Genomic DNA, 16,009 nt, shown 5'->3' with positions numbered 1-16,009 from the left:
TTTATTTTACATGAAGTTCTGGCACATTACAAAGGCAAAAAAAGAAGCACTGCTTCCTTCTCTTGATTTAAGAGAGGAAATCAGTGCTTCAACAGAACTTATTTTAATTTTTCGAGTTCTTCGTAGAACAGTTGATCAAGCAATGCCGGATTCGCCATTCCTTTTGTCTTTTTCATGATTTGACCGATAACGAAACCTTTTTTCCGGTCACGGCCGTTGACGAGTTCTTCGACAACCGCCGGATTTGCTTCAAACATCTCGACAACCAGTCCGCGAAGGAGTCCTTCGTCCGAGATTTGGGCAAGTCCTTGTTCTTCGACGTAAGCACGCGGCTCGACGCCTTGCTCGATGACGGCCGTGAAGACTTGTTTCGCGATTTTTGATGAAATCGTGCCGCCGGCAATCAATTCGATCATTTCCGCGAGACGGGCTGGTGTCAACTTGATCGTGTCAAACGTTTCCGTCGATTTGTTCAAGTGACCTTGGACTTCCCCGACTGTCCAGTTGGCAGCGGCTTTCGGTTCAGCACCGGCTGCAATCGTCGCTTCGAAGTATTCGGCCATCTCACGTGTGACAGTCAATTGTTTTGCGTCATAGGCGGACAGACCAAGCGCTTCCTGGTAGCGCACACGGCGGGCATCCGGTAATTCCGGGATACCGGCACGGATTGCTTCTTTCCAGTCATGATCAAGAACCAACTTAACGAGATCCGGTTCCGGGAAGTAGCGGTAATCAGATGCTCCTTCTTTAACCCGCATCAAGACCGTTTGTTTTTTCGTTTCGTCAAAACGAAGTGTTTCCTGACGCATGACACCGCCGGATAACAACAACTTACGGTGACGGTCTTCTTCGTATTCCAGACCTTTTAAGACGTTTCCGAACGAGTTCAAGTTCTTCAGCTCGGTTTTTGTTCCGAACTTCTCTTGGCCGTATGGACGAACGGAGATGTTACAGTCGCACCGTAACGATCCTTCTTCCATCTTGACGTCCGAGACACCCGCATACTGTAAGACTTCTTTGAGACGTTCGAGGTAGGCGACGGCTTCTTTTGCTGAACGCATGTCGGCTTCACTGACGATCTCAATCAACGGGGCACCTGTCCGGTTGAAGTCGACGACCGAATGATTAGCACCGGTGTGGTTCATCTTCCCGGCATCTTCTTCAAGGTGAACGCGTTCAATCCGGAAACGTTTTGTTTCGCCGTCGACCTCCGCATCGATGTAGCCGTCAAAACCGATCGGCTGATCAAACTGCGAAATTTGATACGCTTTTGGTGTATCCGGATAAAAATAGTTTTTCCGGTCGAATTTCGTTTGATCGGCAACCTGACAGTTCAAGGCCATGGCAGCACGAACGGCGAGTTCGACTGCTTTTTCATTAATTTTCGGCAGGACACCAGGATGTCCGAGACAGATCGGGCACGTCTTCGTATTCGTTTCCGCTCCGTATTCCCGGGCACAGCCGCAAAACATCTTCGTATTTGTATTTAATTCGGCATGGACCTCAATACCGATGACCGTTTCAAAGTTCATAAGGCATTCTCCTTTATAACTTCGGAAGCGCGAATCCACCGGTCGCAAGCTCGAATGCATGCGCAGCACGATAAATCGTCGCCTCGTCAAAGTGTTTTCCGATGATTTGCAGACCGACAGGCAATCCGTCGACGAGACCGGCTGGAACCGAAATCGCCGGGACACCTGCCAAGTTGATTGGAATCGTCAGGATATCGTTCGCATACATCGTGACCGGATCATCGTTCTGTGCCCCGAGTTCAAAGGCTGGAGTCGGTGCAGTTGGTCCGATGATGACATCGTAGTTGGCAAGGACCTGGTCAAAGTCTTGTTTAATCAACGTCCGTGCTTGTTGTGCTTTTTTATAGTAGGCATCGTAATAGCCTGAGCTGAGGGCATACGTGCCAAGCATGATCCGGCGTTTGACTTCGTCACCGAAACCTTGAGCGCGCGAATACTTGAAGACATCTTCGAGTGCATCAGCTTCCGCGCGGACACCATAACGGATTCCGTCGAAACGTGCCAAGTTCGATGATGCTTCTGAAGAAGCGAGCAAATAATACGTCGCGAGCGCATATTTCGAGTTCGGGAGCGACACTTCGTCGACCGTCGCACCAAGCGATTCAAGTTTCTTGATTGCGGCACGGATATTTTCCTTAACACCTTCACTGATTCCTTCGCCGAAATACTCTTTCGGAACGGCAATCTTCAGTCCTTTGATATCCCCTGTCAGTGCTTGTGTGTAATCCGTCGGGTTGACGTTCGCTGACGTCGAATCCATGTCACAATGTCCGGCAATCGCACTCAATAAGTACGCATTGTCTTCGACCGTCCGTGTCAATGGACCGATTTGGTCAAGTGATGAGGCGAAGGCAACGAGACCGTAACGCGAGACGAGACCGTATGTCGGTTTTAAGCCGACGACACCACAGTAAGCAGCCGGTTGACGGATCGAACCACCCGTATCAGAACCAAGACTGAACAAGACTTCGCCTGCCGCGACAGCTGCTGCTGATCCGCCTGACGAACCGCCCGGTACGTGTTTTGTGTTCCACGGGTTACGAACCGGCTTGTAGGCCGAGTTTTCGTTTGATGAGCCCATCGCGAACTCGTCCATGTTGAGTTTCCCGATTGTAATGGCTCCTGCTTCATGCAGACGCTCGACGACCGTCGCATCATGCGCCGGAACGAAGTTTTCGAGGAACTTCGAACCACACGTCGTCGTCATCCCTTTCGTGACGATGTTGTCTTTGACACCAATCGGTAACCCGAATAATGGGTTCGCTTCGTGCTTTGCAATCTCGTCCATCCGTTTTGCTTGTTCGAAAGCATCTTCGTTTAATGATAAAAATGCGCCGATGTTTCCGTCAACGCGGTCAATCCGGTCAAACGATTCCTGGACAAGCTCGGATACTTTGACTTCTCCGTCTTTGACGAGTGTGTGTAAGTTCTTTACACCATGTTCAAAAAGTGACATATCGGTGGTCTCCTCCTTATTCGAATACTGCCGGGACACGGACTTGTCCGTCTTCCCAATCAGGTGAGAGTCGTTCTACTTCCGTGCGCGGAAGCGACGGACGTACTTCGTCTTTACGCAAGACGTTTTTGAGATCGAGGACGTGTGTCGTCGGTTCGACGCCTGTCGTATCGAGCTCATTTAATTGTTCAGCAAACCCGAGAATCTTCTCAAGTTGAACGGTAAATTGTTGGACTTCTTCATCTGTTACGGCGAGACGTGCTAAATGCGCCACATGGCGGACTTGTTCTTCATTAATCTTTGCCATCTGATTCCACCTCCGGAACTTTTTCAATATATTTTACACTATTTCTAATCATAGCACTTTTTGTCCAGACAAAAAAGACGATGGTGCATCGGGGGGAGGTCCGCACCATCGTCCTTATAGGGGTAGCAAAGCTTCCGGGCAGAAAGCTTCTAGTAATGAATTACCCGGGCTACCGATAAGCAAAACAAGAAATCTGATTATTCAAAATAAAAGATCAACTAACAAATAGATGTTGAAGACGATGACGATACTGACGATCGTCCAAGCGACACCTTTCGTCAGCGTCCGGTTTTTATATTTGCCCATGATCCGTTCACTTGATGTCGCACGAATTAACGGGATCAAGGCAAACGGAATCCCGAACGATAATGCGACCTGGCTCCAAATTAAGGCACGTGTCGGATCAAATCCGGATAACAGCAAGATAATCGCCGGTAACATCGTGATACTGCGTCTGAGGAAGATCGGAATCTCCATCTTCAGGAAACCGCGCATGATGGCATCCCCGGACATCGTGCCGACACTCGATGAAGCCAGTCCGGAAATCAACAGCGCTCCGCCAAACAGATAAGGTGCTGCGCCCCCGAGAGACGTCCCGAGTCCATGAAAAATACTTTCCAGCGTCTCGGCCTGTTGGCTCGTCCCGAAGAAAACTGTCGCGGCAATGACAAGCATCGCGGCATTGACCGCTCCCGCAATCAGCATCGCCGCCCAAATGTCCATTTTCTGAATCCGTAACAAACCTTTTTTATCAGCAATGTTTCCCATCCGGCGTTTCGTTAAATCGGAATGGAGGTAAATCGCATGCGGCATGACTGTTGCCCCGAGCATCCCCGCTGCCAGGACAATACTCGACGTTCCGGAAAATCCGGGAATCAATCCCCCGGCGACATCCCGCAGGACCGGTTTAACTTCGATGACCTGAATTGCAAATGCCAGGGCGATGACAAGGACTAATGCTCCGATGACGGCTTCAAAATGCCGTAACCCTTTCCGTTCGAATCCGAGGATGACGAACGAAGCTAGTGCCGTCAACAGTGCTGCAATTTTTAAATCGATGCCGAACAACAGATTAAAGCCGAGTGCAGCTCCGACAAATTCAGCCAAATCTGTTGCCATGGCAACGAGTTCGGCCTGTGCCCAGTAAATGATCCTCATGACCGGTGATAACTCATCTCGAATCACTTCTGCCAGACTCGTATTACTGATCAACCCCAGTTTCGCTGACAGCGTCTGAATCATGACGGCCATCAGGTTCGCGGCGACAATTACCCACAGCAATAAAAATCCGTACTGTGCTCCTGCTGTCATGTTCGTCGCGAAATTCCCCGGGTCGAGGTAAGCGACGGCAGCCACGAACGCCGGTCCGATATAGTGTCTTTTTTTCAAACGCTCCACTGGAACGATCGGTTGACTTACCACTTTGCCTCACCTCTCTTTAGTTGTTAGTATACGCTTTTTTTGCACATAGGCAACATATATGTTTTATGTAAAGATATGTTTACTAACTTAGTTTCTTCTATATAAAAAAAGAATGCCCGGTGCACGAGGCACCAGACACTCTTTTCGTAATCATTACACGACTTTCCGTTGTTGTTCCGCCCCTTTGAGTTGAGCCTGCACCTCATCAAACTCATCATACATCGCTTGACTTGGTGCTTTCGTCAAGAGACTGCCGACAACGAGTGCAATGGTAGACGCGATGAACGCAGGAATCATTTCATACATCTCCGAGATGTAAAACGGAAGATCTTTGACATAGATTTTCACTAAAATCCAGGCGATGACGACAACCGATCCCGTAATCATCGAGGCAAGTGCACCATGTTTGTTCATCCGGCGCCATAACAGGCTGAATAAGACGACTGGTCCAAACGCAGCACCGAATCCGGCCCATGCATATCCAACCAGCGTCAAGATGGATTTCTGAGCACCAAATGATAGGGCAATCGCAAGCAGTGCGACGACGAGAACCATAATCCGTCCCATGACCATCAACTCTTTATCTGACGCATTCCGTTTCAGGAAACGCTGATAGAAGTCATTGGTTGCAGCACTCGACGAGACGAGCAGTTGCGTCGAGATCGTCGACATGATCGCCGCGAGTAATGCCGCGAGTAATAATCCCGTGATGAAACCCGGGAACAGATCACGTGACAGTTGAATGAAGACGTTCTCCGGATTATCGAGTGTTCCGCCTTGTTGTGTGAAATAGGCGTATCCGAATAATCCCGTTACCATGGCTCCGACAATCGAAAACGTCATCCAGATCATTCCGACCCGACGAGCCGATTTCATTTCATGCAGGTTTCGAATCGCCATAAAACGGACGATGATGTGCGGCTGACCAAAGTAACCGAGACCCCAAGCAAGCAAGGAAACGATACCAATCACAGTCTGCCCTTTGAACAACTCGAGTTTCGAACCATCCGTCGAACGGATTGTCTCAAGCGTCTCATTGATCCCACCGCTGAGCGCAAGCGTCACGGCTGGAACGATCAGCAAGGCGATGACCATGATCATTCCTTGAACGACATCCGTCCAACTGACTGCGAGGAACCCGCCCAGGAAGACATACGCAATGACGACACCTGCCAAAATCCATAAGCCGGTTGTATATTCAAGCCCGAAGACGGATTCAAACAAACGACCGCCGGCAACAAAACCACTTGAAGCGTACATTATAAAGAATATTAAGATAACTCCAGCTGAAACTGTACGCAGGACACCACTTTTATCATGGAACCGTTTTTCAAAGTAGTCGGGAATCGTAATCGCATCCCCGGCATGTGCCGTATACGCACGTAAACGTGGTGCAACGAGCAACCAGTTGGCATACGCACCGAGCAGTAACCCGATGACAATCCATCCACTGGACAGACCAGTTGCAAACATGGCGCCTGGTAATCCCATCAATAACCATCCACTCATATCACTCGCTCCGGCTGAGAGCGCTGTGACGACAGGTCCGATTGTTCGTCCTCCCAGCATATAATCGTTCATGTTTTTTGTCCGATAATACGCGACGACGCCTAGTGTGACCATCAAACCCAGATACAACAAAATTGCGAACCACATTCCGTTCATCTCGTGCTCCCCCTTTTCTAAAGAAAAACGGGTATGCAGGTCGCATACCCGTTTCATCTATTAAACATCATTTTAGAACATTTCAGAAGTAGTTTTTGCTTGAAGGTGTAAAGTCAAGTAATCCGGTCCGCCTGCTTTTGAATCCGTCCCTGACATGTTGAATCCGCCAAACGGCTGGTACCCAACGATTGCGCCTGTGCAACCACGGTTGAAGTATAGGTTACCGACATGGAAGTTCGCACGTGCGTATTCCTGGTTCGTACGATCTTGAGTGATGACCGCACCCGTCAAACCGTACTCCGTGTTGTTTGCGATATCAATCGCTTCTTTGAAGTCTTTTGCTTTCGTGAAAGCGACGACCGGTCCGAAGATTTCTTCCTGCATCAAACGATCAGTCGGTTGAACGTCAGCGACGATTGTCGGCGATACGAAGTATCCTGTCGAATCATCCGCTGTACCACCCGCTGCAATCCGGCCTTCTTGTTTTGCGACATCGAAGTACGATGTGATTTTCTTGAAAGCTGCTGCATCGATGACAGGTCCAACGTTGTTCGTCACGTCGACCGGGTTACCGATACTGAGTTTGTTCGTGTTTTCGACGACTTTCGCGAGCAATTCGTCATAAACCGAATCAAGTGCGACGACACGTGAACAAGCAGAACATTTTTGTCCCGAGAAACCAAATGCCGCTTTTGTAATCATGTCTGCCGCATAGTCAAGATCAGCCGACTCGTCGATGACCATCGTATCTTTTCCGCCCATTTCCGCGATGACGCGTTTGAGCCAGATTTGACCGTCGTTCAATTTCGAAGCGCGTTCGTTGATGCGGAGTCCGACATCTCGTGAACCCGTGAAGCTGATGAAACGCGTTTTCGGGTGATCGACGAGGTAATCGCCGACTTCCGCGCCTGGTCCCGGAATGAAGTTCAAGACGCCGGCCGGAAGACCCGCCTGTTCCATGACTTCGACGAATTTAGCAGCAACAACCGGTGTCGTCGATGCTGGTTTCAAGAGGATCGGGTTACCTGCCACGATCGCAGCAACCGCTGTTCCTGCCATGATGGCAAGCGGGAAGTTCCATGGTGAGATGATGACACCGACACCGAGTGGAATGTAGTCGTACCGGTTGTATTCACCCGGACGGCTCTCGACTTTTTTACCTTCTTTTAAGACGAGCATCTGACGCGCATAGTATTCGAGGAAATCGATTGCTTCTGCTGTATCCGCATCCGCTTCGTTCCATGGTTTACCTGCTTCTTTGACGAGATAAGCCGAGAATTCATGTTTACGTTTGCGGATGATGTTCGCTGCTTTGAATAAGACGTCCGCACGAACACTCGGATTGACGAATTTCCACGTTTCAAATGCTTTGACGGCAGCTTGCATTGCATCTTCAGCGTGTGCTTGTGTCGCTTTCGAAACGCGTCCGACGATTTCTTCTTTGTTTGCCGGATTGACAGAAACGATTTTGTCCTCTGTCGTCACACGTTCTCCCCCGATGACGAGTGGATAATCTTTCCCAAGCTCTTTCGATACAAGTTCAAGCGCCTCTTCGAACGCTTTCTTGTTTGCTTCCTGTGAGAAGTCCGTGAATGGTTCGTGTTTGTACGGAATCATCTCTATTCCCCCTTTTATACTTGCTTTTAATCGCTTACATTCTCCATTGTACAGAAGCATGTCGCCGCTTACAATTATTCTAGACAAAAAAATGAAGAAGACCGATTCGGTCCCCTTCATGTCCTGCTTATTGCTTCGCCTGTGAAAAGACAATTTCTTCGTTTTTGACGGATACTTCGACATCCTGCCCCTGGAACAGCCAGTCATCTTGATCGGAAACGACGAAATGAATCCCGTCGACGGTTTCTTCAACCGCTGCCCGGTCGACGGTCTCCATGTGGACTCCGACTGAGAAACCTTGCGTTAAATCGGTTGATCCGCCGTATTTAGCGAAAAATCGGATGGTATCGCCTTCCTTTGCTTCCATCTCTTCTTTGAAGTATTGTAATGCCTCGTCTGTTACGTGAATTTTCATCTTGAACCCACTCTCCTTTATGATAGTGTACCTATTCCCTACTCAAAAAAGCGAATTTCCTGTATGGTGAAGACACAAAGTATTGATGTTGTTCATATAGGAGGAACTGGAATATGAAACGATTATTGACGGTACTCGCGTCAACGAGTATCATCCTCGTCGGATGTGGAAACGATTCTGCTCCGTCTACTGATACTGAATCCCCGAAGTCAACGGAAACGAAACAAACAAAACAGGCAAGTCAAGATGTCCTCGATGTTTATGCAACGTATCAAAAGACAATTGGTCAATCAGGTACGGCTGATGCTGAGGCAATTGCCTCGATTGAATATACAGGTGATAAAAAGTTATTACGGGCCGCGACGCTCGGTGCCAAAAATTTAAAAATCAAACCGGGTAAAGTCGTCAAAAGTTTTCAGAAAGGTGACGTCGCCTACATCATTCACGAGTTCAACGATGAAGACGGGTCTCCTTTACCGAACCGCGCTTCAAAACTGTTCCTAAAACAGGACGGAGAATGGAAAGTCGTCATCGTCCCGACGAAATTCAATCCCGAAGTCTTTACGACGCTTGCCTCGCTGTTTGAGTCCTTTAATGCCGATGAATATGGGGTCAACGCCAAAGCGGCGGAAGCGGTCGGTAATACAAAAGAAGACGAGCAAGATGAGGTCTTTACACGCGTCAATGCCCAGACCGATTACATGGCACTCGAAATGAACAGTAATATCTTAATGATTTACGGTCCTGCTCTTGGTAACAAAGGCAACCCAGAAACGCTTGTCCATTATTATGAAGATTATGCCGACTGGTACCGTGAAGAACAAGCCTTGTTGCTGAAGACGGCGAAAGCCGGGACGGACTTCGAAAAATATTTGATTGCTCTCGACCCGTTAAAGGAAAGTTTACAAAAGAAACTTGAAAAATATGCCGACCAGTTAAATATGGAACTCGGTTGAGGAGGATTATTCATGAGCACACTCGATTTTACACTCCCGAATGCGCAGGGAGACATGATCTCATTAAGTGATTTCCGTGGGAAAAAAGTTATTGTCTACTTTTATCCGAAAGACTCGACACCCGGTTGTACGACGGAGGCCTGTGATTTCCGTGATGCTTCCGCAGCATTCGCTGCAAAGAACACGGTCATTCTCGGCATTTCGGCTGACAGTCAAAAGCGTCACCAGAATTTTATATCAAAATACGAACTTCCATTCGACTTATTGTCTGATGTCGATCATGCCGTCTGTGAACAATACGGTGTCTGGCAACTGAAGAAGAATTACGGAAAGGAATATTATGGAATCGTCCGTTCCACTTTTTTAATCAATGAATCCGGTGAATTGATTCAGGAATGGCGCTCCGTTAAAGTCAAAGATCACGTCTCAGAAGCACTTTCTTTCCTCGAACAATCGAATTGACCGAGTTAAAACACGCCATTTTAATGAGCGTGTTTTAATTTTGGAATCATTTTTACCTCCCAATATTATCCTCTCCAAAAATTATTTTTACAAAAAAAACGTTGATATTACACGAAATTTTAATCAATTTGAAATAATCTGAAAATAAGCTATTGATTTTTCTGAATATTGTATTTATTATTGGTAACAAGTTGATCCGGTGCTTTCCTTCAACAAAATAAAAGGCGATGACCCCTCTTATTTTTTTAATAGGACACCGGATCGCTATTCTGATCGGTACTCATTTTTCAATCATATATATTCATTCTTGGGAGGGAACTTATTATTATGAAGACGAAAAAAACACTTGCACTCGTTGGTGCGCTAGCCATCGCCGGATCAAGCCTCGCTGCTTGTACATCGACAGATGATTCAAAAGATACTTCAGGTTCGAAAGACACGAAAAAGGCGTCGGACAAACAGGTCCTCAACCTGACAAGCGGTTCAGACATCCCGGCACTCAGCCCGACCGTTGCAACGGACTCGGTTTCATTCACAGTCTTAAACAACGTGCAGGAAGGTCTCTTCCGTCTCGATGAGAAACAAGAGCCGACACCTGGTGTTGCGGAAAGTGTAGACGTCTCTGAAGATGGTCTTACATACACATTCAAACTGCGTGATTCGAAATGGTCGGACGGCAGTGACGTCACGGCAAAAGACTTCGAATATGCTTGGAAACGTGTCCTTGATCCGAAAAGCGGATCGCAATATGCGTACATCATGTATATCATCGATGGTGCTGAAGCCTACAACACAGGAAAAGGAAAACCGGCTGACGTTGGTGTCAAAGCGGTTGACGACAAAACACTCGAAGTCAAACTGACACAACCTGCCGAGTACTTCAAAGCGTTGACTGGCTTCGGTTCATTCATGCCGCTGAAACAGGAATTCGTCGAAGAAAAAGGAAAAGACTTCGCGACGAATCCGGAGAACTTCCTCTACAACGGACCGTTCCAACTGACGGACTGGAAAACAGAGGTCGGCTGGAGCTACAAGAAAAACGATCAGTACTGGGATGCCGATACGGTCAAACTGGAAGAAGTGAACTACAAAGTCGTTAAAGAAACATCGACTGCCGTCAACCTCTATGAAAAAGGCGACATCGATACAGTCGGTCTGACAAGTGAATTCGTTGATCAATACAAAGACAGTGAAGATTTCGATACACGTCTTGACGCTTCAATGTACTATATCCAAATGAACTTCAAGAACGAACTGCTCAAAAATAAAGACATCCGCAAAGCAATCGATTCCGGGTACGACAAAGAACAGATGGCGAAAGTCCTCTTAAACAACGGATCGATCCCTGCTTACTACTATGTACCAAAAGAATTCGCTAAAGGTCCGGACGGAAAAGATTTCCGTGACGGCAACGAAGGTTTCGGATCATTCGATGCTTCGTCAGCTAAATCTTCATTCGAAAAAGGTCTCAAGGATATCGGTAAGAAATCCGTCAAGCTTGAGCTTCTTTCATACGATGACGACAACTCGAAGAAAATCTCTGAGTACCTCAAAGGCGAGTGGGAGAAAAACCTTCCAGGTCTTGAAGTTACAATCAAACAGCAACCGTTCAAAAACAAATTGGACCTTGAGTCTAAAGGTCAGTTCGAACTTTCATTCGCCGGATGGGGCCCTGACTACCAGGATCCAATGACATTCCTCGATATGTGGATGACTGATGGGCCGTACAACCGTGGTAAGTACTCAAGCGACAAGTACGATTCACTCATCAAGTCGGCGATGAAAGAAACAGATGCTGCAAAACGTTGGCAGTCACTGAAAGATGCGGAGAAAGTCTTACTTGAAGACGACCAAGCTATCTCAGTCATGTACCAACGCGGTGCTTCCCTCTTACGTAAACCTTACGTCAAAGGAATCGTCAACCACAAAGTCGGTGCGGATACTTCGTTCAAGTGGACGTACATCGAAGGAAAATAAGCATGACTTAAGACCAGTCTCGCCCCATGCGAGTCTGGTCTTTTTTTCCATATGAGACAAATGTACTGTTTTTATCCTGTTCATTAAAAATTGGTAACATTCTGTTTTCATTTGAATTACTTCCATTTATACTTAGCAGAAGAATGATTTTCACTTTATTTACAATATTTCACGGTAATTATTCATAATTAATGGAAAAGTGCCGATATATTCTATACAGAGGACTTTTGCCTCAACTATTACGATTCACTAGGAAGGAGGACTCACCCTTGAAACAACGTGTACTTACGAGTCAGCAGACATGGACGGAAGAACAACTGGAAATGATTCAAGCCATCCAGGCATTAGGCGAGCTCATTCAAGATCGTCCCCGCCGGACGATTTATCGTCGCTATGCCATCGAACATGGTTGGCCACAACCAGAGAGCATCATTCGTCAGTTCGGATCTTGGCCGGAAGCTTTATCAGCAGCCGGTTATGAATGGCACATCGATCAACAACCGGAAGAACTCGAGCGTGCGCCGAAATATACGAAAGATGAAATCCTGAAATCGTTTCACCGGTATGCTAAGGATGTCGGATCGACCATCACTTTAAAAAAATATCAGATCTGGCGAAAATCGGTTCATCATGCGCCGAGTCATTATCATATCGTGAAGATGTTCGGATCTTGGCATGATGCGTGTACCGCTGCCGGATTAGAAGCCAGCGTCACGTATTCCAAAGCGGAACTTGCCGCTTCACTCCGCCAAGCCATCGAAGAAGTCGGTTTTTCGCTCTCATTTGAAGCGTACCGTGAATGGGCGAAACGAAACAACAAACCATCTACAAAAGCATTGTTACACCGTTATGGTTCTTGGTCCGCTGCCATTCATGCCATCGAAAGTGAAATCCGTATCAGCAACCAACAAGCTCAATAATCCTGCCTTCATCTTTTTTCTTAAACAGAATTCATTTATTCCAAACCTCCTTCTCCTGTAGAATGAGGTTTTTTACATGATATGACGTCTCACACACGTTTCTCCGCTTTACCTCCCCTGCGGCATTTAGAATCCATCGAACACGCTTTACAATGACGCAAGGACGTCAAAAAAACCGTTGACAGAGCGTCAACGGTTCCTGTAGTGAAAGTTAAACAACACGTTCTTTCCATTCTTGATACGATGCGACACGATCGCGCCCTTGGAACTTGGCACCGACATACATCGCCCGGTCGGCATTACGGATCAGACTCGCCAAATCCCCCAGTTCGTTTAACGTATCGACACCGATACTCGCCGTGATACTTAACGCACTTTCTTCCACCTGAATCGGATTGGCGTGTAACGTCTCGCGAATCCGTTCCGCCACGATTTGCGCCGATTCTAGATCCGTATTCGGTAACAAGACGACAAATTCTTCGCCGCCATACCGGGCGACGAGATCCGTAATCCGTGTCGCCTGCATTAACAGTTTGGCGACTTCGAATAATACGACGTCCCCTACCTCATGCCCATACGTATCATTGATCTGCTTGAAATGATCCAAATCAATCATCAAGGCTGAGAACGGATATAGATCCCGTTGTCTGATCCGGCGGTCGCCCCACTCCTGTAAGGCACGGTAGTTCGGCAATTTCGTCATCGCATCGGTCCGGCTGTCCGTCAAGAGGCGTTCACGCTCCTGAGCCCGTTCGACCGCCCAAGAAAGGACACGTAAGGCCCGGTACAGCTCGTAGCCAAAATCTTTTGTAAACTCACCGCTTGCCTCGGATGCCAAGAATAAGGAACAGTTGATTTTCTCTGTCGCTTCCGGCTGGATGAACAAAATGGACTGGGTTTCTTCCGGAACACAATCGTAGAGACGGATATCCCATTCCTGTTGCATCCCATACAGCAGGACTTCTTCTTTGTCTTCGATGATTTCTTCAATGACAATCCCCCGGACATGATCGGCCTTTAATTTCCGTCCATCCTTCAACGAATAGTACACGGAATGACCATCACTGAAGTCAAACTTGATCCAAGCAATATCAGGACGAACAAAATGATTTAATTGCCGGAGATACCGTTCGATGATGAACTGGGCGTCGCCGTCTTTCCAGGCTGCTTCTTTTAAACGTTCAATTTGTTCCCAGTGTTCGATTCGGTCACTGGCATGAACGGAACTGCCAAGCGAACGTTTGATGATGAAGAGGGCAAATGCTGTCATGACCAGACCACTGTTTCCGTTGTTTTGCACCATCAATGTACTGAAAACACCAAACAGTAACTCCGCCGCGATGACAACCGCCTCAAAACGTAATAACGGTAACATGACACTGCTCGGGATATTTTCACCAAGTAAAAAATTCGATAATTTGTATTGGAACAATAAGACGCACCATAAAATCACGACCATGACGAGCAACGGTCCCACATTCTGAATCAAGGTGAAGTCTTGCCCGTGTGTTCCGCCTAACGCATTGTAGGCAAGGCCAGCCGGCAAGATCAGTAATAATTCGAGCGTGACGTTAAACGGATAATTATGTAGCATACGTCTCCGTCCGATTGCCGTGTGAACAGTCCGTAATTGATAAATCAACATCGTTAATTGACCGACACAGACGGCTGATAATAAGCCATATGTTAAAAAAGTAAAAAGAACGAATCCAAAATGAAAGGTAAAACTCATATGTCTTCTGCGAACCGGATCAATGACAAAAATCGTAGCCAAGACCACAACCAGCATGAATGTAAAAAAATCGATGCTAGGACTGTAGTCTCTTGATTTCGCCAGTAAGTCTATCCCAATGACCACAAGAAAAAAGACAATCCAGCTTCGAAGGAGATATTGTTGAAAGCGACGCACGTTGACTTCCCCTTCCCAAAACATTTTTGTATATAAATGGAAAACATAATTTTATTATTCCTTACCTGAGCATGGAAGTCTATTCTTAACGTGCTAATTTGATACACTGACAGTAGAGGTGATCATTCAGTGACTAATCAATTTACAGAAGAAGCATTCAATGCGTTTCAAATCGATGGACTGGAACAACGGATGGAGGCGATTCGGGAACGGATACAGCCCGTCTTCAGACAGATCGGCCAAGACGTTGCTCCGGATTTAACCGTTCATCTTGCGGAAGATATGTACGTGCATATTGCACAACATGCACGTCGGAAAGTAAACCCACCCAATGATACGTGGATGGCCTTTTCCCCTAACAAAAGAGGGTATAAAAAACATCCTCATTTTCAAGTCGGTCTGTTCGATGACCACTTATTCATCTGGTTAGCCTACATTTATGAGCTTCCGAACAAATCACAGTACGCTACTAAGTTGTTGGAACAGCAACAACTCCTGCATGCGCTCCCGTCTGACTTCGTCATTTCCTATGACCATATGAAAAAGGACGCACAGCCGATTGATGAGATGACGCTCGAGCCAGGCCTTGTTCGCTTCCGGGATGTAAAAAAGGCAGAGTTTTTAGTGGGTCGCCATATCTCGGCAGACCAAGTCAGTGCGATGTCACATGATGACCTAGTCCAGATGATTCGAAATACCTACGAACAACTCGTCCCAATCTATAAAAAGATTAAATAAAAAGGATGGCCTAGAAGGTCATCCTTTGTTCGTTAGTTATATTTTACTAGAATTGACATGACTTGTGTACGGTCAGAATTTAAATTTAGATAAATGTTGACCTCTTTTGTCGAAACGGTCATCAAGTTAAACGTTTTATCGAGCTTCGCAGTCGAGTACGCTTTTTTGACTTCTTTGACTGTAATCGTCCGGTCAATCATTTTAGGGCTGTACACGATAGCCGAAACTTTCGCTTTGCGATCAGGCACACCGAATGTTGAGCAATAATGAACGGCTTTGTTTGGTGTGACCAATCCTTTACCGCTTTGGCACCATGTTGAATTCTTTTCCCCTTTGTACGCAGTATGTACTTGCGCCAATGTTGTTTTTTCCAATGTGACTTTTCCATCAATCGATTTAGCTGTTGCCGCAGTCGTCTTGACCTGTTTCAGCCAATCGATATCCGTCGGCTTCGCCGCCTCGACAGATTGGTTATATGAAGGACCAGAGACGAGGCTCATGGTAAGTGCAGCAGTTAAGATAAGTCCAAAAATTTGTTTCATGATGTGCTCCCCCTTGAAATGCTTTGATAAATATCTCATTCCCCCATTTTCGAAATAATATTCACTTTAGATACATTTCTTCAAAAAATAT

The 16,009-nt window shown here is 46.8% G+C and carries 14 protein-coding genes; 5 read left to right on the top strand and 9 right to left on the bottom strand.

The window, feature by feature from the left end; translation table 11 throughout:
* Positions 1–98: 98 nt before the first annotated feature.
* The 7 genes from gatB to MUN34_RS01370 all read right to left on the bottom strand — a co-directional run bounded on the left by gatB (position 99) and on the right by MUN34_RS01370 (position 8,414).
* Positions 99–1,532 (bottom strand): Asp-tRNA(Asn)/Glu-tRNA(Gln) amidotransferase subunit GatB, encoded by a 1,434-nt coding sequence (gene gatB, locus MUN34_RS01400; RefSeq protein ID WP_026827489.1) that lies wholly within the window; start codon positions 1,530–1,532, stop codon positions 99–101.
* 13 nt (positions 1,533–1,545) lie between these two features.
* A complete protein-coding gene (gene gatA / locus MUN34_RS01395; RefSeq protein ID WP_026827488.1) occupies positions 1,546–2,988 on the bottom strand; it encodes an Asp-tRNA(Asn)/Glu-tRNA(Gln) amidotransferase subunit GatA in 1,443 nt (480 codons plus the stop codon).
* A gap of 16 nt (positions 2,989–3,004) precedes the next feature.
* Positions 3,005–3,295, bottom strand: coding sequence for an Asp-tRNA(Asn)/Glu-tRNA(Gln) amidotransferase subunit GatC (gene gatC / locus MUN34_RS01390; RefSeq protein ID WP_026827487.1), 291 nt, complete (start codon positions 3,293–3,295; stop codon positions 3,005–3,007).
* Positions 3,296–3,496: 201 nt separating this feature from the next.
* A complete protein-coding gene (locus tag MUN34_RS01385) occupies positions 3,497–4,717 on the bottom strand; it encodes an Nramp family divalent metal transporter (protein WP_247856699.1) in 1,221 nt (406 codons plus the stop codon).
* A 153-nt stretch (positions 4,718–4,870) separates the two neighbouring features.
* Positions 4,871–6,382: a sodium/proline symporter PutP gene (gene putP, locus MUN34_RS01380; RefSeq protein WP_282104268.1), complete on the bottom strand. Its 1,512-nt coding sequence runs from the start codon at positions 6,380–6,382 to the stop codon at positions 4,871–4,873.
* 72 nt (positions 6,383–6,454) lie between these two features.
* Positions 6,455–7,999 carry an L-glutamate gamma-semialdehyde dehydrogenase gene (gene pruA / locus MUN34_RS01375; RefSeq protein WP_114595027.1) on the bottom strand — a complete coding sequence of 515 codons (1,545 nt, stop codon included), beginning with the start codon at positions 7,997–7,999 and terminating at the stop codon, positions 6,455–6,457.
* A gap of 127 nt (positions 8,000–8,126) precedes the next feature.
* Positions 8,127–8,414, bottom strand: a complete 288-nt coding sequence (locus MUN34_RS01370; RefSeq protein ID WP_247856698.1) for a HesB/YadR/YfhF family protein — start codon at positions 8,412–8,414, stop codon at positions 8,127–8,129.
* A 113-nt stretch (positions 8,415–8,527) separates the two neighbouring features.
* Between MUN34_RS01370 and MUN34_RS01365 the strand changes: the two genes are divergently transcribed.
* The 4 genes from MUN34_RS01365 (at position 8,528) to MUN34_RS01350 (ending at position 12,729) form a co-directional block, all read left to right on the top strand.
* Entirely contained in the window at positions 8,528–9,370 is an 843-nt protein-coding gene (locus MUN34_RS01365; protein WP_247856697.1) for a hypothetical protein, read from the top strand.
* A 12-nt stretch (positions 9,371–9,382) separates the two neighbouring features.
* On the top strand, positions 9,383–9,832 hold the full coding sequence (bcp, locus tag MUN34_RS01360; protein WP_247856696.1) for a thioredoxin-dependent thiol peroxidase: 450 nt from the start codon (positions 9,383–9,385) through the stop codon (positions 9,830–9,832).
* A 327-nt stretch (positions 9,833–10,159) separates the two neighbouring features.
* Complete coding sequence (locus MUN34_RS01355; RefSeq protein WP_247856695.1) at positions 10,160–11,809, top strand: peptide ABC transporter substrate-binding protein; 1,650 nt, start codon at positions 10,160–10,162, stop codon at positions 11,807–11,809.
* Positions 11,810–12,078: 269 nt separating this feature from the next.
* On the top strand, positions 12,079–12,729 hold the full coding sequence (locus MUN34_RS01350) for a homing endonuclease associated repeat-containing protein (RefSeq protein ID WP_247856694.1): 651 nt from the start codon (positions 12,079–12,081) through the stop codon (positions 12,727–12,729).
* Between the two features lie 211 nt (positions 12,730–12,940).
* On the opposite strand, the gene MUN34_RS01345 is transcribed toward MUN34_RS01350, so the two are convergent.
* Positions 12,941–14,638, bottom strand: a complete 1,698-nt coding sequence (locus MUN34_RS01345; RefSeq protein WP_247856693.1) for a GGDEF domain-containing protein — start codon at positions 14,636–14,638, stop codon at positions 12,941–12,943.
* Positions 14,639–14,767: 129 nt separating this feature from the next.
* Between MUN34_RS01345 and MUN34_RS01340 the strand changes: the two genes are divergently transcribed.
* Positions 14,768–15,376 carry a YktB family protein gene (locus tag MUN34_RS01340; protein WP_247856692.1) on the top strand — a complete coding sequence of 203 codons (609 nt, stop codon included), beginning with the start codon at positions 14,768–14,770 and terminating at the stop codon, positions 15,374–15,376.
* A 32-nt stretch (positions 15,377–15,408) separates the two neighbouring features.
* On the opposite strand, the gene MUN34_RS01335 is transcribed toward MUN34_RS01340, so the two are convergent.
* The gene (locus MUN34_RS01335; RefSeq protein ID WP_247856691.1) at positions 15,409–15,918 is read right to left on the bottom strand and encodes a hypothetical protein; all 510 of its coding nucleotides are present in this window, start codon (positions 15,916–15,918) and stop codon (positions 15,409–15,411) included.
* Between the last annotated feature and the right edge of the window lie 91 nt (positions 15,919–16,009).

The organism is Exiguobacterium sp. 17-1 (genome assembly GCF_023096305.1).
GTDB lineage: Bacteria > Bacillota > Bacilli > Exiguobacteriales > Exiguobacteriaceae > Exiguobacterium_A > Exiguobacterium_A sibiricum_A.
The sequence above is the reverse complement of the archived record's forward strand: the minus strand, read 5'-3'. Positions and strand labels throughout refer to the sequence as shown.